The sequence below is a fragment of the Bibersteinia trehalosi genome, from assembly GCF_004346205.1.
Taxonomy (GTDB): domain Bacteria; phylum Pseudomonadota; class Gammaproteobacteria; order Enterobacterales; family Pasteurellaceae; genus Bibersteinia; species Bibersteinia trehalosi.
Map to the genome: position 1 here is coordinate 276,030 of NZ_SMAM01000002.1, position 22,230 is coordinate 298,259.

General features: G+C 39.9%; 22 protein-coding genes. 9 read left to right on the forward strand and 13 right to left on the reverse strand.

Annotated features, from left to right (window positions below; all coding sequences use genetic code 11):
• The first annotated feature begins 6 nt into the window (after positions 1–6).
• Entirely contained in the window at positions 7–1,410 is a 1,404-nt protein-coding gene (pntB, locus tag EDC51_RS03225) for a Re/Si-specific NAD(P)(+) transhydrogenase subunit beta (protein ID WP_131928156.1), read from the forward strand.
• Between the two features lie 137 nt (positions 1,411–1,547).
• Complete coding sequence (locus EDC51_RS03230; protein WP_131928157.1) at positions 1,548–2,378, forward strand: Slam-dependent surface lipoprotein; 831 nt, start codon at positions 1,548–1,550, stop codon at positions 2,376–2,378.
• Positions 2,379–2,495: 117 nt separating this feature from the next.
• Here the strand turns inward: EDC51_RS03230 and lpxA are convergent, their stop codons facing one another.
• The 12 genes from lpxA to yhbY form a co-directional block, all read right to left on the reverse strand.
• Positions 2,496–3,290 (reverse strand): acyl-ACP--UDP-N-acetylglucosamine O-acyltransferase, encoded by a 795-nt coding sequence (gene lpxA / locus EDC51_RS03235; protein WP_015432869.1) that lies wholly within the window; start codon positions 3,288–3,290, stop codon positions 2,496–2,498.
• Between the two features lie 25 nt (positions 3,291–3,315).
• A complete protein-coding gene (gene fabZ, locus EDC51_RS03240; RefSeq protein WP_015432870.1) occupies positions 3,316–3,783 on the reverse strand; it encodes a 3-hydroxyacyl-ACP dehydratase FabZ in 468 nt (155 codons plus the stop codon).
• A gap of 28 nt (positions 3,784–3,811) precedes the next feature.
• Positions 3,812–4,837 carry a UDP-3-O-(3-hydroxymyristoyl)glucosamine N-acyltransferase gene (gene lpxD, locus EDC51_RS03245; RefSeq protein ID WP_015432871.1) on the reverse strand — a complete coding sequence of 342 codons (1,026 nt, stop codon included), beginning with the start codon at positions 4,835–4,837 and terminating at the stop codon, positions 3,812–3,814.
• Complete coding sequence (locus EDC51_RS03250) at positions 4,837–5,688, reverse strand: OmpH/Skp family outer membrane protein (protein ID WP_131928158.1); 852 nt, start codon at positions 5,686–5,688, stop codon at positions 4,837–4,839. Before EDC51_RS03250 ends, lpxD begins: the two co-directional genes overlap by 1 nt.
• 86 nt (positions 5,689–5,774) lie before the next feature.
• Positions 5,775–8,156 (reverse strand): outer membrane protein assembly factor BamA, encoded by a 2,382-nt coding sequence (gene bamA / locus EDC51_RS03255; protein ID WP_131928159.1) that lies wholly within the window; start codon positions 8,154–8,156, stop codon positions 5,775–5,777.
• A 51-nt stretch (positions 8,157–8,207) separates the two neighbouring features.
• The gene (gene rseP, locus EDC51_RS03260) at positions 8,208–9,527 is read right to left on the reverse strand and encodes a sigma E protease regulator RseP (protein WP_131928160.1); all 1,320 of its coding nucleotides are present in this window, start codon (positions 9,525–9,527) and stop codon (positions 8,208–8,210) included.
• A 9-nt stretch (positions 9,528–9,536) separates the two neighbouring features.
• Positions 9,537–10,406 (reverse strand): phosphatidate cytidylyltransferase, encoded by an 870-nt coding sequence (locus EDC51_RS03265; RefSeq protein WP_015432875.1) that lies wholly within the window; start codon positions 10,404–10,406, stop codon positions 9,537–9,539.
• A gap of 14 nt (positions 10,407–10,420) precedes the next feature.
• Positions 10,421–11,134: a polyprenyl diphosphate synthase gene (gene uppS, locus EDC51_RS03270; protein WP_082892857.1), complete on the reverse strand. Its 714-nt coding sequence runs from the start codon at positions 11,132–11,134 to the stop codon at positions 10,421–10,423.
• 188 nt (positions 11,135–11,322) lie between these two features.
• Positions 11,323–12,030 carry a hydroxyacylglutathione hydrolase gene (gene gloB, locus EDC51_RS03275; protein WP_025289552.1) on the reverse strand — a complete coding sequence of 236 codons (708 nt, stop codon included), beginning with the start codon at positions 12,028–12,030 and terminating at the stop codon, positions 11,323–11,325.
• Positions 12,031–12,043: 13 nt separating this feature from the next.
• Positions 12,044–12,961, reverse strand: coding sequence for an N-acetylglucosamine kinase (gene nagK / locus EDC51_RS03280; RefSeq protein ID WP_015432879.1), 918 nt, complete (start codon positions 12,959–12,961; stop codon positions 12,044–12,046).
• A 4-nt stretch (positions 12,962–12,965) separates the two neighbouring features.
• The gene (locus EDC51_RS03285) at positions 12,966–13,691 is read right to left on the reverse strand and encodes a phosphatase PAP2 family protein (RefSeq protein ID WP_131928161.1); all 726 of its coding nucleotides are present in this window, start codon (positions 13,689–13,691) and stop codon (positions 12,966–12,968) included.
• Positions 13,692–13,752: 61 nt separating this feature from the next.
• Positions 13,753–14,067 carry a ribosome assembly RNA-binding protein YhbY gene (gene yhbY, locus EDC51_RS03290; RefSeq protein ID WP_081601339.1) on the reverse strand — a complete coding sequence of 105 codons (315 nt, stop codon included), beginning with the start codon at positions 14,065–14,067 and terminating at the stop codon, positions 13,753–13,755.
• Between the two features lie 123 nt (positions 14,068–14,190).
• Between yhbY and EDC51_RS03295 the strand changes: the two genes are divergently transcribed.
• Complete coding sequence (locus tag EDC51_RS03295) at positions 14,191–14,946, forward strand: glycosyltransferase family 2 protein (protein ID WP_125134633.1); 756 nt, start codon at positions 14,191–14,193, stop codon at positions 14,944–14,946.
• Here the strand turns inward: EDC51_RS03295 and EDC51_RS03300 are convergent.
• The gene (locus tag EDC51_RS03300) at positions 14,943–15,959 is read right to left on the reverse strand and encodes a glycosyltransferase family 9 protein (RefSeq protein ID WP_025289556.1); all 1,017 of its coding nucleotides are present in this window, start codon (positions 15,957–15,959) and stop codon (positions 14,943–14,945) included. The genes EDC51_RS03295 and EDC51_RS03300 overlap by 4 nt on opposite strands.
• A gap of 166 nt (positions 15,960–16,125) precedes the next feature.
• On the opposite strand from EDC51_RS03300, the gene argG reads away from it, so the two are divergent.
• The 6 genes from argG (at position 16,126) to EDC51_RS03330 (ending at position 22,215) form a co-directional block, all read left to right on the forward strand.
• Positions 16,126–17,457, forward strand: coding sequence for an argininosuccinate synthase (argG, locus tag EDC51_RS03305; protein WP_131928162.1), 1,332 nt, complete (start codon positions 16,126–16,128; stop codon positions 17,455–17,457).
• A 268-nt stretch (positions 17,458–17,725) separates the two neighbouring features.
• Entirely contained in the window at positions 17,726–18,760 is a 1,035-nt protein-coding gene (gene metN / locus EDC51_RS03310; RefSeq protein ID WP_015432885.1) for a methionine ABC transporter ATP-binding protein MetN, read from the forward strand.
• Positions 18,750–19,439, forward strand: coding sequence for a methionine ABC transporter permease (locus tag EDC51_RS03315; protein ID WP_064318927.1), 690 nt, complete (start codon positions 18,750–18,752; stop codon positions 19,437–19,439). The genes metN and EDC51_RS03315 overlap by 11 nt, the downstream gene beginning before the upstream one ends.
• Positions 19,440–19,467: 28 nt before the next feature.
• Positions 19,468–20,295, forward strand: a complete 828-nt coding sequence (locus EDC51_RS03320; RefSeq protein ID WP_131928163.1) for a MetQ/NlpA family lipoprotein — start codon at positions 19,468–19,470, stop codon at positions 20,293–20,295.
• Positions 20,296–20,395: 100 nt separating this feature from the next.
• Entirely contained in the window at positions 20,396–21,214 is an 819-nt protein-coding gene (locus EDC51_RS03325; RefSeq protein WP_131928164.1) for a MetQ/NlpA family ABC transporter substrate-binding protein, read from the forward strand.
• A gap of 77 nt (positions 21,215–21,291) precedes the next feature.
• Positions 21,292–22,215, forward strand: coding sequence for a glycosyltransferase (locus EDC51_RS03330; RefSeq protein WP_131928165.1), 924 nt, complete (start codon positions 21,292–21,294; stop codon positions 22,213–22,215).
• Positions 22,216–22,230: the final 15 nt, after the last annotated feature.

A 22,230-nucleotide genomic window follows, 5' to 3' on the forward strand; every position in this document is an offset into this window, starting at 1 on the left:
GCAACAATGTCATTTGGTTTAGTACAAGCTGCCTACATCATCGCAGCAATTCTTTTCATTATGAGCCTTGCTGGGCTTTCCAAACACGAAACCGCCAAAGCTGGGGCGTGGTATGGGATTGTCGGTATGGGCATTGCCTTAGTGGCAACGATTTTCGGGCCAGAATCTACATCAAGCTTTTCAGGCATTTTATTTATCTTAATCGCAATGGCGATTGGGGGCTATCTCGGTATCCGCCAAGCATTAAAAGTGGAAATGACCGAAATGCCAGAGCTTGTGGCAATCCTGCACAGCTTTGTGGGCTTAGCCGCCGTGCTGGTTGGCTTTAATAGCTATGGGCTTGCTCACGATTTAGAACCTGCAATGCAAACTATCCACAATGTGGAGGTTTACTTAGGTATCTTTATCGGTGCGGTAACCTTCTCAGGCTCATTAGTTGCATACGGTAAATTAAGCGGTAAATTCTTAGGGAAAAAAGTGTCCTCAGCGGCATTAAACATTCCACACAAACATAAATGGAATTTGGCGGCATTAGTACTTTCTGCCTTGTTGATGATCGTCTTTATCAACAAACCTGAAAATCTTTTCCCTGTATTAGTGATGACAGCGATCGCACTGCTATTCGGTTGGCATTTAGTGGCTTCTATCGGTGGGGCTGATATGCCAGTAGTGGTGTCAATGTTGAACTCTTATTCAGGTTGGGCAGCAGCAGCGGCTGGCTTTATGTTAAGTAATGATTTGCTTATCGTAACTGGTGCATTAGTGGGTTCATCTGGTGCAATTCTTTCATACATTATGTGTAAAGCGATGAACCGCTCATTTATCAGCGTGATTGCTGGCGGTTTCGGCACCGAAGTTCAAGCCTCAGGCTCTGAGCAAGACTACGGCGAACACCGTGAAACCACCGCAGAAGAAGTGGCTGAAATGCTCAAAAATGCAAGCTCTGTGATCATCACTCCGGGATACGGAATGGCAGTGGCTCAAGCACAATATCCGGTCGCAGAAATCACAGCAAAATTGCGTGAACGTGGTGTAAACGTGCGTTTTGGTATCCACCCAGTAGCTGGCCGCTTACCAGGGCATATGAACGTGTTACTAGCAGAAGCGAAAGTGCCTTACGATGTGGTGCTTGAAATGGACGAAATCAACGACGATTTTGCGGACACTGACGTCGTATTGGTTATTGGGGCAAATGATACGGTAAACCCAGCAGCGATGGACGATCCATCAAGCCCAATTGCAGGTATGCCAGTATTAGAAGTGTGGAAAGCACAAAACGTTATCGTGTTTAAACGCTCAATGGCAGTGGGCTACGCAGGTGTTCAAAATCCACTGTTCTTTAAAGAAAATACCCAAATGTTATTTGGTGATGCCAAAGAACGTGTGGACGATATTTTGAAAGCCCTGTAATTTAAATAAATTCATCTCTTTAAAACGAAAATCTGCATCTCATCGCTGATGATGCAGATTTTATTTTTTCTATTGATAACCTCTTTACTTACAAGTATATTATGCTCAACTTTTAATCCCATCCAAAGGAGAATGCTATGAAACATACAGCAAAACTAGCCTTAACAATTTTAGCTTCCCTTGCTATTACTGCTTGTGGTAGCAGTGGCGGTGGTAATAGTGGTAGCAATACGCCGGCTACAAATACTTCGACACCTGTTACTCAACCCGCAACAGCAACAAATAAACCTGTTAGTTCAACGCCTACTGCAACAAATAATTCAAATGCAGTAGAAAGCGGTGCAGCTTATCGTGTTGATGGCGATGACCATTTCCGCAGCGTAACTCGCCTATCATTAAATGATAATGCAAAAAATCTAGAACAGATTGTCGTTGATGGTCAAACTATCAGAATTTCTCAACCTAATATTTACAGTGGCGGTTGGACAAGAATTAACGATGATTATGCCGTATGTTGTGGTAAATATAGCGATGTTCGCTTTGGTTACTCTGAACATCCTTATATTGATGATAGAGACTATGTTTTCTATAACGGAAACGTAACCAAAACAATGCCAACTTCTGGCACTGCAAGCTATAAAGGGGATTTTGTCGCCATCTTTAGCGATGATTACTACCCAACATTAGATCACCGTTTTCATAACGATGAAATTTTTGGTTCAGCTACCTTTAATGTAGATTTTGCAAAGAAAACATTATCTGGAAAACTTGAGAATGCAGGCATTTCACCAATTAACGTAAATGCAACAATTTCGGGCAACAGCTTTAATGGTAGTGCTTCATCAAATTCATTTAATACAAAAGCAAACCTTGAAGGTAAATTCTATGGCGAAAATGCAAAAGAGCTAGGCGGAGCATTCTTTGACAATGAAAAAACTTGGGGTGGTGCATTTGGTGCTGCAAAATAGACAATAAACTCTCTAAGAATAAGGGCTTGTGATAAACACAAGCCCTTTAATTTTACTTAACTCAGTTATTTTTAATCTATTTAGCAAAAATTATCCCCAAATAGACCGCTTGTTTAATTAGCGAATAATACCGCGAGTTGAACGTTTAAAGAAATCAAGGAACAAGCTGGCTGCAGCTTCTGTTTTAGCAAACTGTTCAATATCAGGAAGCACTTCTTCGATTGTTTTACCGCTGCGATAAATCAATTTATAGATATTGCGAATAGCGTGCATAGTCGCTTTTTCAAACCCACGACGTTTTAACCCTTCTAAGTTTACACCAAACGGTCTGGCATGGTTGCCTTGCGCCATCACATAAGGTGGGACATCTTGACTTACCATTGAGCCTCCACCAAGCATCACATGCGAACCTATGACCACAAATTGGTGAATAGCAGACATTCCACCAACAATCACAAAATCATCAAGTGTCACGTGCCCTGCCAGCGTACCATTATTAGCAATAATACAGCGATTACCAATTTTACAATCGTGTGCAATATGGCAGTTAATCATAAATAAATTATCGTCGCCTACTTGAGTTACACCACCGCCTTGTGCTGTACCACGGTGAATAGTTACACTCTCTCGAATACGGTTTCGATGACCAATAATGGTTTTTGTTGGCTCATTGTTATATTTCAAATCTTGGTTAATTTCACCAATGCTAGCAAATTGGAAAATCTGGTTGTATTCACCAATTTCAGTATCGCCTTGAATAACAACATGCGAATGGATTTTTGTACCCTTGCCAATTTTAACGTCTTTACCAATCACACAAAAAGCGCCAATTTCAACATTAGCTCCAATAACCGCACCTTCTTCAATCACGGCAAGCGGGCTAATTTTGGCTGTAGGATCAATTAATTGCATATTACCTCCCGGAACCTAAGGTCTATTATCTGCGAGCACATTTCAATTCTGCCTCACAGGCAACTTTGCCATTCACTAATGCTTTGCCTGTAAATAATGTAATGCCGCGTTTTTCTTTCACAAAGTTTACCTCGATAACCATTTGATCGCCTGGTACAACGGGTTGTTTAAACTTGGCATTATCAATAGAAGCAAAATAGTAAAGCTCATTCTCCTTTAATTTTCCATAGCTTTTGATCGCTAGTACACCAGTGGCTTGTGCCATAGCTTCTAAAATTAATACGCCTGGGAAAATCGGTGTATTCGGGAAATGACCTGTAAAACATGGCTCATTAACACTCACATTTTTTACGGCTCGTAACCACTGTCCTTCTTCAAAATCCACCACTCGATCCACTAATAAGAATGGATAGCGGTGCGGTAGCATTTCCATAATCTCGGTTACTTCGATAATTCTCGGCTCACGATTTTCTGTTTGTAGTTCCGTTGTCACTGTAAAACCTCTTCAAAATTAAGAAAAATTATTCACTTAAACGTTTTTCAAGCATTTTTAAACGCTTATTCATTTCATCAATATTCATTACTAATGCTGCAGTTTTGCGCCATTCTTTATTAGGCTGCAATGGGATACCTGATGAGTAGATACCTTTTTCAGTAATTGGACGCATTACCATCCCCATACCGGTAATAATTGCGCCATCACAAATTTCCATATGACCATTGATTACACTTGCGCCCCCAATTTGGCAGAAACGCCCTACTTTCAAGCTACCTGCCATAATCACGCCACCAGCTACTGCTGTACCGTAACCGATATGTACATTGTGAGCAATTTGGCAAAGGTTATCAATAATGACATTATCTTCAATCACCGTTGGATCTAAAGCACCTCGGTCAATACAGGTACAAGCACCAATTTCAACTCGATTACCAATGATAACACCACCTGTTTGCGGAATTTTAATCCACTGACCTTTATCGTTAGCATAACCAAAACCGTCGCTACCAATCACAGCTGATGATTGAATTAAGCAATCTGTACCTATCTGTACGTGATGATAAATGGATACATTTGCCCAAAGTTGAGTTCTCGCCCCAATTTTACTGTTTTTGCCAATAAAACAACCGGCACCAATTACTGCATCATCGCCAATTTCCACACCGCTTTCAATCACAGCATTTGCCCCAATCGAAACGTTTTGCCCTAATTTGGCATCAGGAGATACGACAGCACTAGATGCAATGCCATGCGCTGCTTTGGGCGTATTATCCATATATTGTGCCAATTGCGCATAAGCAAGATAAGGATTATCTACAATAATGAGATTTTGATCTGCTCGACAAAACTCAACATCGCCTTGAGTGACAATAATCGCCCCAGCTTGGCTTTCAAACAACTGTGAACGATATTTAATATTAGAAATAAAAGTTATCTGCTGGGCTGTTGCATTAGACAATGCGCTAATGCTTTGAATAGCCAAATCGGCGTTACCCTTAAGAGTACCGCCGATCTGCTCCGCCAGCTCTGCTAAACGGAATATCTTCATTATTTTTTCGCTTCTTCAGGTTTAGTTTCTTCTGCTTTACTCTCTTCAGCTTTCGGTTGTTCCAAAGGTAATTTTCCCCCCACTTCTAAAAATACAGCTTCGGTTAAATCTGCCTTTTCATCAGCTAGGTAAATTGGTGCAGACGCCTCTAATGGAAGTACGATGGTATAACCTTTATCTTTAGCAATTTTTTTAATTGCATTATCAATGCTTTTAGCAACATTTTGACGTACTTCTACAGGTGATAAACCTCCTGCATCTTTATTTGCTTGTTCAATACGCTCTTGGAAAGCTCGAGCTTTTTGTTCAAAAGCCTCACCTTTCTTTTGGAAATCTGCCGCTTCTTTTTGGAAAGGCTCTGCTTTTTTAGCAAAATCTGCTTGGCGTTTTTGCAATGCTTTACCGCGATTTTCGATATCTTTCATGCGCTTGCCTAACGCTTTTTCTAACTCTGCATTTTTTTGCTTGGTTGATAAACGCGTATTTTTATCTAATTCTGCCATTTTAGATTTGATTGCACTTTCTAACGCAGTTTGATCTTTTTGGAATTTTTGCACCTCAGCTTCAAATTTTTGCCCTTCTTCAGCTAACGCTCGATCTTTTGCATTAATTTTATCGCGCTCTGCAATCAGACTTTGCTCTTCCTCTGCTAAAGCTTTGCTTTCTGCTTCAAATTTCGATTGATTTTCTTGCATAAAAGCAGCAAATTTTTGCTCTGCTTCCACCGCAATAGGGTGATTTTGCACTAAAAAACCACTATTAACAAAACCAATTTTATCGCTTGCTTGAGCGACATTCACGCTGAATGCTAATGCACTACTAATTGCTGCTAATTTAAATAATTTCTTCATAAAACATCCTTAATAAATAAAAGAGATAAGCGGTGAGTTTGAAATATTCTTGCAAAATATCCTGAATATTACACCGCTTGCAAGAATTAGAATGAGCCACCAATGCTAAACTGAAATTGTTCTAGCTCATCTCGTTCATATTTCTTAAACGGTTTCGCATAAGAAAATACCAATGGGCCGATTGGAGAGTTCCATTGGAACGCAATCCCTGCTGATGCTCGCACACGTTTATAATCTTTGTAATTATCTAAACCTGGGTAAACATCTTTTTTCCATTTCGTATTCCAGATGCTACCAGCATCAACAAAGAACGAAGTTCTTACATTATGTTGGAATTTTTCACTCACAAATGGCGTTGGCACAATAAGTTCTACACTTGCTGTTGCAATCGCATTTCCGCCAACCACATCGCCATTTACATGGGTAAATTCACCATTATCACCACGATAAATTGCTAATGGCCCAACCCCGCCGTAAGCAAAGCCTCGTAAAGAGCCGATACCACCTAAGCTATAATTTTGATAAAACGGTAATAATTTACCGCCAAAGCCATTTGCATAAGATACCCCCGCTTTTGTGGACAGTACCCATTTATGTTCGCGGTTTAATGGATAGTAGTTACGGAAATCTGCACTGATTTTATAGAATTTATTATCAGAGCCAGGAATTGTAACACGACCACCAATGGATGCTACGCTACCCTCTGTTGGGAAGTAACCACGGTTAAGGCTGTTATAGTTCCAACCAAATGAAAAATCGAAGTCATTTGCCTTAATTCTTGGGTAATAATCTGAATTGTCATCAATCGGATAATTCATTGAACGTACATATAACTCACGATTATATTCACGACGTGCATTTTTAATCGTATCGTGCGTATAACCCAACCCTAAGTAGTAAGAGTTATTTTCATCAACAGGGAAACCTAAAGTTCCATTTACCCCATAAGTACGACGTTTATAGCTCGCTACATTGTCATTTTTTGAGTTGTCGTAATCTTCATAGAATACGTTTCCACCAAGGCTTACGCCATCTTTAGTAAAGTATGGTTCGGTATAGCCTAAACTCACGCTTGTACCATAGTCATTGCGTGTACCATTCAGACTAATCGTTGACCCCATACCTAAGAAGTTATCTTGCTTGATCCCAGCTTGATAGCTAATACCACTTTCTGTTCCATAACCAATACCAAAGCTGATACTACCTGTATTGCGCTCACGGATTTTATATACCAAATCCACTTGATCATCCGTACCTTCTACCACTGGGTAGCTTAAATCAACACTTTCATAGAAGCCTGTACGCTCTAGACGAGATTTACCTAAAGCTGCTGCTGAAGTCGATAACCATGCACCTTCTTGCTGACGCATTTCACGGCGTAACGTTGAATCTGCAGTTACATCATTGCCTTCAAAGCGAATTTTACGCACGTACATACGTGTTCCGGCATCCACTACGAAATTAATCCGAACGGTTTTATTTTCATCATCAAATACTGGGTAAAGATCAACTTTTGCCGCGCCGTAGCCATTTCTGCCTAAAATCTCTTTGAGTTCTTCTTCTATCTTCACTAAATCACTTTTACGGAATAATTGTCCTGCTTCAAAGCCTTTCAATGCGCCACTCAATTCTTTATCTAATTTCCCAGTATTACCAACCACTTGCATTGCGCTGATATGATACGGAAGACCTTCGCTAATTTTATAGGTTAAATCCACCTCTTTTTTATCATCGCTAAACTGCACATCTGTTCCAGTTAAAGCAAATTTCGCATAGCCTTGATTTAAATAAAAATCACGTAGATTTTCTAAATCACGGTTATACGCAGGCTGCTCAAATTTACTACTCTGGAAAATGCTCCACCAAGAAACATCCGGTTGAATATCAAGCCTTTTGATCAATTCTTTGCTACTAAACGCTTGATTTCCTTCAATATTAATCCGTTTTACGTAAGCAACATCACCTTCTTTAATATCTAATTTAATATCAACTCCACCATTTTCATTACGCACAGTTTGAGTATCAATTTGCGCAGAGTAGCGCCCCATAGAGTGATAATGCTCTAATAATGCTTCTTTAAATGCAGATAAGCGTTGAGCATCAAACACTTCACCTTTATTAATTAAGTTTGCTTTTAAGTTTTGCTCTAAAGGATCTTTGGGAATAGCGGAATTACCGACGATATCCACTTTATTGATAATCGGGCGCTCCGTAATTTTAATCACTAAAGTATTGCCTTCACGAGTTGCTCGCACATCATCAAATAAATTCTGTACAAATAATTGGCGTACCACATTGGCAACATCATTATCGGTAGCACGTTGTCCAACTTTAACAGGAATATTAGCAATTATTGCTTCGCCTGTTGCAGGTTGCACCCCATCAACACGAATATCTTGAACAACAAAAGGCGCAGCGAAAGCTACTCCATTCGCTGCTAATAACGTAGAAAGTAATAGTTTTTTCATTGAAAGATCCTATTAGTTTGTAAAATTATTTGAATTTCTGACCGCTTGTTATCAGAAATGAATTAAGTCATTAAATAAGACAAAAACCATCAGAGTCAGTACAAAAGCTACACCGATTTGCTGAAACCTTAACTGAATTTTCTCAGATAATGGCTTACGTTGAATAGCCTCAACAGCCAATAAAACGAGCTGTCCTCCATCCAATGGTAAAATAGGGAACAAATTCATAACCCCTAAATTAACACTGATTAATGCCATAAAGCTCAGATAGTAAATCAAGCCAATTTCTGCGGTTAATCCCGCACCTTTTGCTATCGCAATTGGCCCACCGACATTTTTAAAAGAGATATCACCTGTAATTAGGCTAAACACAAACTGTATAATGTTTTTTACCAGACTGGCAACTTTCTCAAGAGCTTTGCAAAAAGCACTAAGAATATCATACTTTAATTCAGTTCGATACTTTGCAGCTAAGGGCTGAACTGTCGGTTGAATACCGATAAGATACTGCTGATTTTTCGCTGAAAAAATTGGCTGTAGCATCACATTCAAACGCTGTCCGTCACGTTCTAATTCTAATTCCAATGTCTTACCTGTCTGCACCGTTTCAACCAACGATTGCCAATCCATAGGCTGATGATTTACCGTAATAATTTTATCATTGGGTTGTAAACCTGCTTTTTCTGCAGCGGACTGTTCGACTACAGCATGGATAATAGGTTCCACGCTTGCACGTTTTGGGCGAACCCCTAAAGTAGTTAATGGGTTTTCTTTCGTCCCATCAATATTCCAATGACTCAAATTAAGCGAAAATTGCTGGGTGATATTTTCATCAACATGGTTAGCTTCTAGTATTACTGAAGACTTCCCTGCTTTGCCAATTAAGCTTAAAGTGACCTCTTCCCAATCTTGCACAGATTGCCCATCAATTTTCTTAATTTCTAGCTCTGGCGTTAAGCCCGCACTCGCTGCAATTGTTTCTGGTAATACCTCTCCAACCACTGGTTTTACCGTTGGCATCCCAATAACAAAGACAGCCCAGTAAGCAAAAATAGCGAAAATAAAATTAGCTGCTGGCCCTGCGATCACCACAAAAGTACGCTGTAACAGGCTTTTGTTTTTGAGTGCTTGCGAAGAAGCCGCATGGAACTCTGGTTCCCCATTGTACATCTGTACATAACCACCGAGCGGAATCAGAGAAAAAGCAAATTCCGTACCATGCTTATCGGTTTTACGCCACAGTACTTTACCAAAACCGATAGAAAAACGCAGAACTTTTACCCCACAACGCCGTGCTGCCCAAAAATGTCCATACTCGTGGACAAATACCAATACACAGATGAGAATGAAAAATGCGAGGAATGAAGTCACTATTATTCCTTATAGAAAGAAGAAAAAACCTGTAGCAAAAACAGGAACTGCAGCCGTTAGGCTATCAATACGATCTAAAATCCCACCATGCCCAGGAATAAGATTACTGCTATCTTTAATTCCTGCTTGGCGCTTGAACATGCTTTCTGTCAAATCACCTAAAATTGACACAGCAACGGTTAAAACGGATAAGACTAAAAACGGAATCATTTCAAGTTCGCGTCCAAATACATTTTCAGGGGTTAATTTTAAGAAAAGTAAAGCGATCACTGCTGATGAGAAAATACCACCTATCGCGCCCTCAATTGATTTTCCTGGAGAAACATTAGGCGCTAATTTGTGTGTACCCAACGCTCTACCAACAAAATAAGCCCCTGAATCCGCTCCCCAGACAAGCAAAAAGACATATAGCAAGACATATAGCCCTTGGTATTGGTCTGTATTATATTGATAGAAACGCAGCGCTAGCGTACCAATAAAGAAAGGCACTAGGGTACAAAAAGCAAAAATAAATTTAGCACTTACCGATTTTGCCCAAAAACGCGCAGAATTTGGATAACCTATCACCAAAAAAAGCGCAACAACCCACCAAATCACACCAATAAATAGCAAAGGCGCAGTTTCATCGGTTAAAAAACGGCTAGCCTGAATCTGATTAGTTGCCGCCATAATAGGAAAAATAAACAAACATGTCGCAACAAAGGCCACTATCGCCCGCGCAATCGCTCGTTTAAAACCAGCAAATTGTGCCCATTCCCACACTGCAATAACAATCAATGTTGCAAGTGCTATCGTAAAAGGCAATGGAGAGAGTAAAAATAGCGCCCCAACGACCACTAAAATCATCACGATAGCTGATAAAATTCGTTCTTTTAGCATATTCTTTTCCTTAATTAGCAACCACCGAAACGACGTTCACGCCCTTGAAATGCAGCAATTGCCTCGCTAAAGGTTTCTTCATCAAAATCTGGCCACAATACAGGGGTAAAAAACAGTTCTGCATAAGCAATTTGCCAAAGTAGAAAATTACTAATCCGCTGTTCTCCACTGGTGCGAATTAGCAAATCAACTTGTGGCTGCGAGCCTGTCACTAATGCATTTTGCAATCGCTCTGGTGTAATTTCATTTACGACTAATTCTCCCGCCTGCACACTCATGGCTAATTTTTGTGCTGCTTGAGTAATATCCCAGTAACCGCCGTAATTCGCAGCAATATTCAAAGTCAAACCACGATTTTCTGCTGTCAATGCTTCTGAAGCTTGAATTTTTTCTTGTAAACTTGGGCTGAATTTAGAAATATCGCCTAAAACTTTCAAACGAATATTATTTTGGTGCAGTTTTTTCACTTCAGAATTTAGCACCTTCATAAATAGTGTCATTAAAGCAGACACTTCGCTTTCCGGACGGCGCCAATTTTCGCTGCTAAAAGCGTATAAGGTTAATACCTCAATGCCCTGCTTAGCGGCAAAATTTACCGCTCGACGAACCGCTTTCACCGCATTTTGATGCCCGAAAACTCGCAATTTGCCTTGCTGTTTCGCCCATCTACCGTTGCCGTCCATAATAATCGCAACGTGTCGCGGCATATTTTCAGGATCAAACTTCACGTTAAACTCTCTTTCAATAAGGGGTTGATGCTCAATAAAAATAGTCGCAACTATACCATAAGGGCTGCTTTTACGAAAGTTACAATAAAAAACCAAGCGGTGCTATTTTGCAAAAATTTTACAAATTTGCACCGCTTGCAAGCTGCTACTATTTAACTCAATTTATACCCCAATGGTTTTAACTGCTCCTAGAAATTATCTCGTAGTTTTCTTAATCGAATAAATTCTTGCAAATTTTCCGATTTTAAGAATGGGTTAATCTGCATTTCAACGCCAATTGTGCTCGGTAACGTTGGCTTACCCTGCGCTCTTTTTATTTGCGCTAATTCTTGGTATTCCACAAAACTACAGCTGATAGGCAGTACCGTTTCGGCAAATTTAAGGTTAGTTAGCGTATATTCATGTGCCGCATAAACTTTCACAATATCCGGCAAGCTTTTAAAGCGTTGTAACGCTGCAAACTGTGCTTGATAATCCCCTGTAAATACTCTGCCACAACCGGCAGAAAATAAACTATCGCCACAGAATAAATGCTCCAGATCCATTAAATAGCTAATATGATGAGCAGTATGTCCGGCAGTTTCAAACACTTCAAATTGATGCCCTAACAATTCAATGCGATCGCCATCATATACAATTCGATCGGCAAACTCGCTGACTTCACAAGATCCATATACTATCAATTCTGGATAGCGCTGTTTTATCCCTGCCACACCTGCAGTGTGATCACTGTGATTATGGGTCAGTAAAATTGCCACAGGGGTTAAATTTGCCTGTTTAAGAACCTCAAGCACTTTTTGATCTTCAGCGGGATCAACAATAATCACTTGGTTATGTTCTTGAATGAACCAAATATAATTATCACTTAACGCTGATATGGGTGTTATTTGAACCATGAAAACCTCGATCTTATTTCAAAAAGAGTGCAGCCGCACCTCGTACTCCGCCTGAATCACCATGAACGGCTTTTTTAATTACTGGTACTTTTGCACTGCGCATCAAATAAGGAGGTAGCGCTTTAGGTAATGCGTGGTAAATATAATCAAAATTGGATAACCCACCGCCAAAGACAATCATATCAGGATCAAGCACCGTGACCAGATCAGCAATACTCACGGCCATCAGCTCAATGTATTTCTCAACAAAAGTCACTGTTTTAGGATCTTGTTGGTAAAAGCGTTCAATCACCATTTTTGCTGATAGGCTTTCTCCAACCAAATCACGATATAGCAACTCGAAACCACGCCCAGAAATATAAGTATCTAAACAAGCTCGATTGCCACAACCACAGTCGTAGATTGGCGCTTTATCCCAGCCAAGTATATTCAGTGCGTGATAATTTAATTTCATATGGCCAACTTCGCCCGCCATACCAATTTGCCCAGAGTGGACTTTGCCATTAAACACTAAACCACCACCAAATCCGGTGCCAATGATTAAACCTAAAACCATCGGAAACTGCTGATTTTCATTATTCCATGCTTCAGATAGCGCAAAACAATTGGCATCATTTTCAATCCGCACTTCTCGCCCTAAACGCATTTCCAGATCTTTACCAATCGGTTTACCATCCGCAACTCGAATATTCGTAATTTCAGCAATACCATTATCACGATTCACAAAGCCAGGAACGCCAATTCCGACTGTACCTTTTGCTGCAAATTTTTGATCGGCATTTTTCACTAAATTTTCCACTGCTTGTAACCAATCCTCATAACTTGTCTGAGGGGTTGGCACTCGTTCAGTATGTAATTTTTCCAATTTTTCATTAAATACCGCTAGCTCCATTTTGGTGCCGCCAATATCTAGTCCGTAGTAGTAAGCCATCTCATCATTCCTTTTTTAACCTAAAAAACTGCCAATTTTCTAAGATCGGCACAATCCAAATAAATAGTACCAAATGAAAAAACCATGCAATTAGTGTGCTTGCAAATAAATCAATGGGATAATGCATTCCTAAACGTAAGCGACTAATCAGCATTAACAACGCCCACACCATTGCAAAATATTTGGCAAATACAACCGCTTGACCATGCATACCATGCAATATTCCCACAAAAACCAATAACCATGAAACTGCAAAAATTGTATGCCCAGATGGAAAAGAATAGCCCGTTTCATTCATACGGTGCTGCACAATCAACGGATATGCACTATCTTTATAATATTCAGAAACCAGCTCCGCACGCTGGGGGCGTTTAAGTTCATAAAATTGCTCGTTCTGCTCGCCCATCATTTGCACCACATAAGGGCGAGGCTCTGCAAAGCCAAATTTTGCTACGCTTTTTATCGCTTGAGTTCCTATCACGGAACCTGCACAAACCGCACCAATCAAAAGCCAAGAATAGCGTTTATGGGCAAGTTTCATTAGCCAAAGCATTAATAATACACAAGGAATTAGCGCGTAGGGTGCAGAGCCTGTTTCAGTGATAAACCAAAGAAGATAATCTAGAGTTGGAATAAAATGAGCATCTCCTGCCCAATACCAACCTGTTAGCCAGGCGGCAAGTGGAACAAGTAACATTAAAAAAGTGTAAAAAGTCAGTCGCTGAAACATAGAAATCCTATAAAAAACCGCTTGCAAAACAAGCGGTTATTTTTAATAAAAAAAATGCAAATTAAACTGTTTTCGTCGCTTTAGGTAAGCTGATTTTTTTCTCTTCACTTTGACGATATAGTACCAAAATATGCCCGATAGTTTGAACTTCGGTGGCTTTGGTTTCACGCACAATCGCCTGAATAATAAGCTGTTTGGTCTCGCGATCTGCACCTGCAATTTTCACTTTAATTAATTCATGATGATTTAGCGCATTCTCTATTTCAGCTAGCACGCCTTCCGTTAAGCCATTGCCGCCAAGCATCACAACAGGACTCAGGTGGTGCGCTAAACCTTTTAAAAATTGTCTTTGTTTCGTGGTTAAAGTCATGGACATTGAATTGCCTTTCTAAAAATAAGTAAAAAACGTGCTCAAAATAGCACAAACTGCAAAGTTTTTAAAGTCGGAATTGGTTGTGCTAAAATGCCGAAATTTGATTTTCAACTCAAAGGAAAGCCTATGCCAAGCTTAAGTGTAGCGATGATCGTCAAAAATGAATCGCAAGATCTCGCAGCCTGTTTAGAAACCGTCAAAGACTGGGTAGATGAAATCGTCATTTTAGACAGTGGAAGCACGGATAGCACCAAACAAATCGCCCTAGAATATGGGGCAAAATTTTACGAGAACCTCGATTGGCAAGGATTTGGCAAACAACGCCAATTGGCTCAGCAATATGTTACGAGTGACTATGTACTATGGTTGGATGCAGATGAGCGAGTAACGCCAGAATTGAAACAGTCTATTTTACGTGCTGTACAGGAAAATAAAGCAGATAGCGTGTATCAGCTTGCCCGCTTAAGTGAAATTTTTGGGCGACAAATTCGCCATTCTGGTTGGTATCCAGATTATGTTGTGCGCCTTTACCCAACGAAATTAGCAAAATATGGCGATGAATTAGTGCATGAGAAAGTGCATTATCCTGCTGGCACAAAAGTAATAAAATTAAGTGGCGATTTACTGCATTTCACTTATAAAGATATTCACCATTATTTGGTGAAATCAGCAAGTTATGCCAAAGCATGGGCAATGCAACGTGCATCTCAAGGAAAAAAAGCATCAATTGGGCAAGGTATCAGCCATGCACTTAGCTGTTTTTTCAAAATGTATATTTTAAAGGCGGGTTTTTTAGATGGAAAACAAGGCTTGTTACTCGCTATTTTATCGGCACACTCCACTTTCGTGAAATATGCCGATTTATGGGATAGAACCCGTTAAGCTCGCCACATTTTTTCGACAAATGGCACAATCTCACGCAAAGCAAGGCTAATATCAATCAGGGTTAGATTCTTCTCCGTTGCTTTACCCGTTGGCGGACAAAAGGCAATATGTTTGTCTGCCTGATTGATCGGTCGCCAGCGGCGAGGTATTGCCGATAGGCGGCTTGGGTAAAAACCTACGGTTGGCACATTTAATGCCCCAGAAATGTGCAACGGTCCTGTTGAGCCTGCAATAAAAAGATCCGCACAGGCTAAAGCCAGAGCAAAATCCCCTAAGCCATTATTTTTAGCATAAATAGCTACATTAGGTAAGGCTATCATTTCTGCAAGCTTTGTTGCATTCTCTGCCTCATTTAAGCTTCCTGCCGTCAAAATTACTTGGCAATCCACTTCTGCCCGAATACCTTGCACTAATTGCGCATATTGCGCTAACGATAAATTAGTCGCTGATCCACCTGTACCACTATGCACAAATAGCCATTTCTTGCATTCATCAAGCCCTAAACAAGCGCTCAATTCCGTCCGTTTTTTTGCGATTTGCTCAGACGAAAAGGCAAGATAAGGCTCTTTCGGCTCAACCACTGCATAAGCGTGATCGGATAAGAAACGACGTGCCAATTCTAAATTGTATTCAAATTCCGCCTTTTCAGAACGAGAACGGCGCTGAGTTAGACGTTGATTGTAGAGAAACTGAAATAGTTTTGTTGCAGGGGCTAAGCGATATTTAATTCCACTTTGCCAAGTGAGTTTAGCGTTATACCAATCAGAGACAAAAGTGATACTTGCAGAAAATCCACCGTTTTTAACCGCTTGTAAAGTCTGCTCATCTTTATTATCAATGATAATATGATCAATTGAAGGGCAAAGTTTAGCAAGTTCAGCCGTATATTGGGGGACAAGTGCCGTAATTTCTAAGTCTGGCGCGGATTGCTTAAGCATCGCGAAGGCGGGGAAACAGAGCATGAAATCGCCGATTTTATCATTTCGAATAACAAGCAATTTTTTGGTCATTATAGAAATTCCTATTTAGTCGCAAAATGATCAGCATTCTAATCATTAAAGCCCAAGCATTCCATTATTTTTCAGATGAAAAGTTGCTTGATTTAAGCTAGAATGCCTAGCTTGTACGCCTATCGCGTTATGTCTCTGCAATGATTATTCAATAATAGGAAAAAATATGTCAGCCACAATTCTTGAAACTCTCCCACAAGGTCAAAAAGTCGGTATTGCATTCTCTGGCGGTTTAGATACTTCCGCTGCGTTATTATGGATGCGTAAAAAAGGTGCGGTACCTTATGCTTATACGGCTAATTTAGGTCAGCCAGATGAAGATGATTACAATGCAATTCCTAAAAAAGCGATGCAATATGGTGCAGAAAATGCCCGTTTAATTGATTGTCGCCAGCAATTAGCTCACGAAGGGATCGCAGCCATTCAATGTGGTGCATTCCACATTACCACTGGCGGTATGCCATATTTCAACACAACCCCGCTTGGTCGTGCAGTAACTGGCACCATGCTTGTGGCTGCAATGAAAGAAGATGATGTAAACATTTGGGGCGATGGTTCAACCTTCAAAGGTAATGATATTGAACGTTTCTACCGCTACGGCTTATTAACCAATCCAAAATTAAAAATCTACAAACCGTGGTTAGACCAAGTCTTTATTGACGAGCTTGGCGGACGTTTTGAAATGTCGCAATTCTTAATTGAAAACGGTTTTGACTACAAAATGTCAGTAGAAAAAGCGTACTCAACCGATTCAAATATGCTTGGTGCAACTCACGAAGCCAAAGATTTAGAAGAATTAAGCACCACGATGCACATCGTTAAACCAATTATGGGCGTGGCATTCTGGGATCAATCTATTGAAATCAAACCTGAAACCGTTACGGTAACCTTTGAAGAAGGTGTGCCTGTTGCGTTAAATGGTAAACGCTTTGATGATGCCGTTGAGCTGATTTTAGAAGCGAACCGTATTGGCGGCAGACACGGTTTAGGTATGACCGACCAAATTGAAAACCGTATCATTGAAGCAAAATCTCGTGGGATTTATGAAGCACCGGGAATGGCGTTATTACATATCGCTTACGAACGTTTAGTAACTGGCATTCACAACGAAGATACCATTGAGCAATATCGTATCAACGGTTTACGTTTAGGTCGTTTACTCTATCAAGGTCGTTGGTTTGACCCACAAGCACTCATGTTGCGTGAAACCGCTCAACGCTGGGTGGCAAAAGCGATCACGGGTACTGTAACGCTTGAATTACGTCGTGGTAATGACTACTCTATCATCAACACTGAATCACCAAACTTAACCTACGAAGCGGAACGTTTAAGTATGGAAAAAGTGGAAGATGCACCGTTTACCCCAGCAGATCGTATCGGTCAGCTCACCATGCGTAACCTAGACATCAAAGATACTCGTGAGAAATTAGGCGTTTATACCAACACGGGCTTAATTTCTGCGACAAATGGTGTTGTGCCGCAACTCGGAAGTAAATAATTTATCTTGCTATCTTAAGGACGCAATAATGATCTGACCCCAAAAAGTTAGATTCATTTAATTCAAGGACTGAGTTCTGTACGCCACAGGACTTAGTCCTTTTTATTTTTGTAAAAAATCGGCAAAAAGCTACCGCTTGCTTTCTTATCATCAAAAATTTATTCCGTATTCCTTTTCTGCATAAAAAAGTTTTTACCTACACTTGACATAGAGTTCTAGACGTCTAGAATGCTATGCTAATTTTCTAAAATAGTACGGATAATAATTTATGATTGAGCTGAAACAGATCAGCAAACAATTTGAGGTCAAAGGGCAAAAAATCACAGCCCTAGATAATGTTAATTTAACCGTTCCCCAAGGCACAATTTATGGGGTTATCGGTTCATCTGGTGCAGGTAAGAGCACCCTTATTCGCTGTGTAAATCTGCTAGAGCGTCCAACTATTGGGCAAGTGATTGTTAATGGGCAGGATTTAACTACGCTCAGCGAAAAAGAATTAATTGTCGCTCGCCGCCAAATCGCAATGATTTTCCAGCATTTTAATTTACTCTCTTCACGCACTGTCTTTGACAATGTCGCATTGCCATTAGAACTCAGCAATGAGCCCAAAGATAAAATCAAGAAGAAGGTTACTGAGCTATTGGAATTGGTCGGTCTTGCTGATAAACATCTTGCTTATCCAAGTAACCTTTCTGGCGGACAAAAGCAGCGCGTGGCAATCGCCCGCGCGTTAGCAAGCGATCCACAAGTATTATTATGCGATGAAGCTACCAGTGCATTAGACCCTGCAACGACTAAATCTATTTTACAATTGCTCAAAGAGATCAATAAGCGTCTTGGTTTAACCATTTTGTTGATTACCCATGAAATGGATGTGGTAAAAAAAATCTGTGATCGCGTTGCTGTCATTGATAAAGGTCGTTTAGTCGAAACAGGCACCGTAAGTGAAATTTTTGCTAATCCAAAAACTGAATTGGCTCAAGAATTTATTCAATCAACTTTCCATTTTGAATTACCTGAAGAATATACCGAGCAACTTTCAAATTCGCCAACAGCAAATAGTAAACCGATCATCAAATTTGAGTTTACCGGCAACTCAGTTGATGCGCCATTACTGTCACATGCCTCTAAAAAATTTGGTATTGATTTCAGTATTTTGATGTCACAAATTGACTACGCTGGTGGCGTAAAATTCGGTTTTGTGGTTGCAGAAGTTGAGGGCGAAGCAGAAAAAATCGATGAAGCTCGTTTTTACTTAATTGATAATAATGTCAAAGTGGAGGTACTTGGCTATGTTGGATAGTATCATCAACGCAATTAATACCCAGCTAACCCCAACAATTTGGGAATTGCTTGGGCGTTCAACTTACGAAACCATCTATATGAGCCTTGTCGCTACTGCTTTCGCGGTATTATTTGGTCTGCCCCTAGGCGTATTGACCTTTATTACCGAAAAGGGGGAGATTTTAGAAAATAAATTACTCAACCGCATTTTGAATATTTTCATTAATGTAGGACGCTCTATTCCATTTATTATTCTCTTATTATTATTAATGGATACTACCCGTGCACTGGTTGGCACAACTATTGGTACAACCGCATCAATTATTCCATTAAGCGCATCCGCATTGCCATTTTTTGCACGTTTAACAGCCAATGCGCTATCAGAAACGCCAAAAGGGCTGACTGAAGCTGCTAAAGCTATGGGCGCAACAAATTGGCAAGTCATTACCAAATTCTACTTACCAGAGGCTAAAACCGCGCTCATTAAAGCAATCACACTCACCTTAGTCGGTGTAATTGGCTATTCAGCTATGGCTGGTACACAAGGCGGAGGCGGCTTAGGAAATACTGCAATTTCTTACGGTGTCCATCGTAATATGGAAGCCGTAAAATGGGTGGCAACGATTATTATTGTTGCACTCGTGATGTTATCGGAAAAATACGGTAACAAAATCGCCGATCGCAATGATCACCGTTAATATAAATCCACTCTTAAGAGGACTGTTTATGAGTTTCAAAAAATTACTAGGCTTAGCCATTGTTTCAGCGCTTGCTTTAACAGGCTGCAAAGAAGAGAAAAAAGCAGAAGCAGCACCTGCTGCACCAGCAGTAACACAAAAAATCAAAGTAGGGGTAATGGCAGGGCCTGAACATAGCGTGGCTGAAGTTGCGGCCATTATTGCTAAAGAAAAATATGGTTTAGACGTTGAATTTGTTTTATTCAATGACTACGCATTGCCAAACACCGCCACCAGCAATGGTGATTTAGATGCAAATGCATTCCAACACAAGCCGTATTTAGATAAAGATAGCGATGCTAAAGGCTTAAAAAATCTTGTGCTCGTAGGTAATACTTTCGTTTATCCATTAGCGGGTTATTCGAAAAAAATCAAAAACGTCAGTGAATTAGCGGATGGCGCAACAGTTGCAGTACCAAATGATCCAAGCAATCTTGCGCGTGCATTAATCTTGTTAGAAAAACAAGGTTTAATCAAATTAAAAGACAATACTAACCTCTTCTCTACTTCATTAGATATTGTTGAAAATCCAAAAAACATCAAAATCCAAGAAGTGGATACCTCTGTTGCCGCTCGTGCATTAGATGATGTGGATTTAGCAGTGGTAAACAATACTTATGCAGGTCAAGTCGGTTTAAGTGCTAATGATGGTGTTTTTGTAGAAGATAAAGATTCTCCATATGTGAACATCATTGTAGCTCGTGATAACAATAAAGATAGCGAAGCCGTACAAAACTTTGTCAAAGCCTACCAAACTGAAGAAGTGTTCCAAGAAGCGCAAAAACACTTTAAAGATGGTGTAGTGAAAGGCTGGTAATCACATTTATCGAGTATCAAGCGGTCTAGTTTTTTTAGAATTTTGCAAAATTTTTGAAAAAAAGACCGCTATTTTTAATACAAAAAACAAGGAACGTGAAATGAACTTCAAAAAAATTCTCAGCATCGCTTTACTTTCAGCCTTAGCATTAACCGGCTGTAAAGAAGAACAAAAAGCAAATGCAACTCAGCAAGACGTACGCAAATTAGTTGTTGGCGTAATGCAAGGCCCTGAAGCACAAGTAAATGAAGTTGCAGCCCGTATTGCGAAAGAAAAATACAATCTCGAAGTAAAATTAGTCGAGTTTAACGAATATACTCAGCCTAATATTGCGCTCAATGCAGGTGATTTGGACATTAATGCTTTCCAATCTGGCCCATTCTTAGAGCGTGAAATGCAAGAACGTGGCTACAAATTTGTGATTCAAGGCAATACCTTTGTCTTTCCAATCGCGGCTTACTCCAAGAAAATTCAAAATATCGCAGCACTACCTGAAAATGCTAAAATCGCTATTTCAAATGAGTTAAGCACCGTAGGTCGTTCTCTTTTATTGTTACAGGCTAATGGCGTAATCAAATTAAAAGATCCAACAAATCTTTATTCAACTGAATTAGATATTGTTGAAAATCCGAAAAACGTGTCGATAACTCAAATTGATACCGCACTCCTCACCCGAGCATTAGATGATGTGGATCTTGCTATTATCAATAATAACTATGCAGGGCAAGCGGGTTTAAATCCAGAAAAAGATGGCATTATCGTGGAAGCCAAAGATTCTCCTTACGTAAACTTAATTGTTTCTCGCGAAGACAATAAAGACAATCCGTTAATCCAAGATTACGTAAAAGCTTTCCAAACAGACGAAGTTTATCAAGAAGCATTAAAACACTTCCCAGGTGGAATTGTAAAAGGTTGGTAAAATATATCCCCCGCAAGGGGGATTTTATATTTCCCTCAATTGGTATAATCAATATATATTTTTCTTATTTTCTCAAAATGGCTGAAGCAACTCTAATCGCAAACAATTGCGATATCTCCTTTATTATTCCTGTTTATAATGCAGAACCTTTTCTCACTTCTTGTTTAAATAGTATTTTAGCAACTGACGTGGACAAAGAAATTATCATTATTGATGATGGCTCTAGTGATAATTCACTCGAGATTGCAGAAGCTTACGCAAAGCTACACGCCGAAATACGAATTATCCAGCAAGCTCATCAAGGTGTTTCAAGTGCGCGAAATCAGGGTATCAAACAGGCTAAAGGTCGTTATATCCAATTTGTCGATGCAGATGATCGTATTATCTATACACACTATTATGGTTTGATTCGCTTTTGTGACATGAGTGCTTGTGATATTTTAAGAGGCTTGGTCGTTGAACAAGAGTTAGACAACACGATAGGATATCAACGAAAGCCAGAATCGCTCAACACGACTTACCCTGCAGCCTCTATTAATGGAGCACAATATTTTAGAGCAATGCAGGAAAGCTGTGGCTTTACTTGTTGTTGGCTTGGTTTTTACCGTACTGAGTTTCTGCGCCAACATCAGATCTATTTTGATGAAAGAGTCAGTATTTCTGAAGATAACCTTTTTATGATCGACTGTTTCCTGATGCATGAAGTAAAAGTGCTGTATTTTCCAAACTATATTTATCTTTACCGTAGAAACGCGCAAAGTAGCACCTTGAAAAAAGATAATTTTGCAGGATTTCAAGACATTTTGACCGCTTGTAAGATCATGAAGCAAAAACAACAACGACTAGCAGCCTCTCCTGATAAAGCGGAGATGATCGAAAAAATGATTAATAGCACTTATCGCTATGCTTATGAAAAATTCTATCTCAATTTAAATCTTCAGCTTAAATTGGCGGCAAAAGCACTATTCCAAGAACATAATGTCGCCATACCACAAGAATAACGTAAAACAAAAGCC

Excerpts from the sequence above, each read along its gene's own strand:
- pntB (WP_131928156.1), top strand. The coding sequence starts at position 7 with ATGTCATTTGGTTTAGTACAAGCTGCCTACATCATCGCAGCAATTCTT.
- EDC51_RS03230 (WP_131928157.1), top strand. The coding sequence starts at position 1,548 with ATGAAACATACAGCAAAACTAGCCTTAACAATTTTAGCTTCCCTTGCT.
- lpxA (WP_015432869.1), bottom strand. The coding sequence starts at position 3,290 with ATGCAATTAATTGATCCTACAGCCAAAATTAGCCCGCTTGCCGTGATT.
- lpxD (WP_015432871.1), bottom strand. The coding sequence starts at position 4,837 with ATGAAGATATTCCGTTTAGCAGAGCTGGCGGAGCAGATCGGCGGTACT.
- EDC51_RS03250 (WP_131928158.1), bottom strand. The coding sequence starts at position 5,688 with ATGAAGAAATTATTTAAATTAGCAGCAATTAGTAGTGCATTAGCATTC.
- bamA (WP_131928159.1), bottom strand. The coding sequence starts at position 8,156 with ATGAAAAAACTATTACTTTCTACGTTATTAGCAGCGAATGGAGTAGCT.
- EDC51_RS03265 (WP_015432875.1), bottom strand. The coding sequence starts at position 10,406 with ATGCTAAAAGAACGAATTTTATCAGCTATCGTGATGATTTTAGTGGTC.
- gloB (WP_025289552.1), bottom strand. The coding sequence starts at position 12,030 with ATGGTTCAAATAACACCCATATCAGCGTTAAGTGATAATTATATTTGG.
- nagK (WP_015432879.1), bottom strand. The coding sequence starts at position 12,961 with ATGGCTTACTACTACGGACTAGATATTGGCGGCACCAAAATGGAGCTA.
- EDC51_RS03285 (WP_131928161.1), bottom strand. The coding sequence starts at position 13,691 with ATGTTTCAGCGACTGACTTTTTACACTTTTTTAATGTTACTTGTTCCA.
- yhbY (WP_081601339.1), bottom strand. The coding sequence starts at position 14,067 with ATGTCCATGACTTTAACCACGAAACAAAGACAATTTTTAAAAGGTTTA.
- EDC51_RS03295 (WP_125134633.1), top strand. The coding sequence starts at position 14,191 with ATGCCAAGCTTAAGTGTAGCGATGATCGTCAAAAATGAATCGCAAGAT.
- EDC51_RS03300 (WP_025289556.1), bottom strand. The coding sequence starts at position 15,959 with ATGACCAAAAAATTGCTTGTTATTCGAAATGATAAAATCGGCGATTTC.
- argG (WP_131928162.1), top strand. The coding sequence starts at position 16,126 with ATGTCAGCCACAATTCTTGAAACTCTCCCACAAGGTCAAAAAGTCGGT.
- metN (WP_015432885.1), top strand. The coding sequence starts at position 17,726 with ATGATTGAGCTGAAACAGATCAGCAAACAATTTGAGGTCAAAGGGCAA.
- EDC51_RS03315 (WP_064318927.1), top strand. The coding sequence starts at position 18,750 with ATGTTGGATAGTATCATCAACGCAATTAATACCCAGCTAACCCCAACA.
- EDC51_RS03320 (WP_131928163.1), top strand. The coding sequence starts at position 19,468 with ATGAGTTTCAAAAAATTACTAGGCTTAGCCATTGTTTCAGCGCTTGCT.
- EDC51_RS03325 (WP_131928164.1), top strand. The coding sequence starts at position 20,396 with ATGAACTTCAAAAAAATTCTCAGCATCGCTTTACTTTCAGCCTTAGCA.
- EDC51_RS03330 (WP_131928165.1), top strand. The coding sequence starts at position 21,292 with ATGGCTGAAGCAACTCTAATCGCAAACAATTGCGATATCTCCTTTATT.